General features: G+C 62.9%; 1 pseudogene. It reads left to right on the top strand.

The features are described 5' to 3' along the window. Positions 1-307: pseudogene (locus tag SB816_RS30305) on the top strand (phenylacetic acid degradation protein); the annotation flags it as partial. Between the last annotated feature and the right edge of the window lie 41 nt (positions 308-348).

Raw genomic sequence — 348 nt, 5'->3', positions numbered from 1 at the left:
CGGCGAACTGCGCATCGGCATCAAGCGCGTGCGCGGCGGCCGTTTCTCGAATTTCGCGTTCGACACGCTGAAGCCCGGCCACACGATCGACGTGATGACGCCGGACGGCCGCTTCTTCACGCACCTGAACGCCGATCACGGCAAGCAGTACGTCGCGTTCTCCGGTGGCTCGGGCATCACGCCGGTGCTCGCGATCGTGAAGACGACGCTCGAACTCGAACCGCGCAGCACGTTCACGCTGATCTACGGCAACCGCAGCGTCGACGCGATCATGTTCGCGGAGGAGCTCGAAGACCTGAAGAACCGCTAAATGGACCGCTTCGTCCTGTATCACGTACTGTCGGACGA

Origin of the sequence: Achromobacter sp. SIMBA_011 (assembly GCF_046535435.1) — a bacterium.
GTDB lineage: Bacteria > Pseudomonadota > Gammaproteobacteria > Burkholderiales > Burkholderiaceae_B > Achromobacter > Achromobacter dolens.
This window is presented reverse-complemented; position numbering and strand designations above follow the sequence as displayed.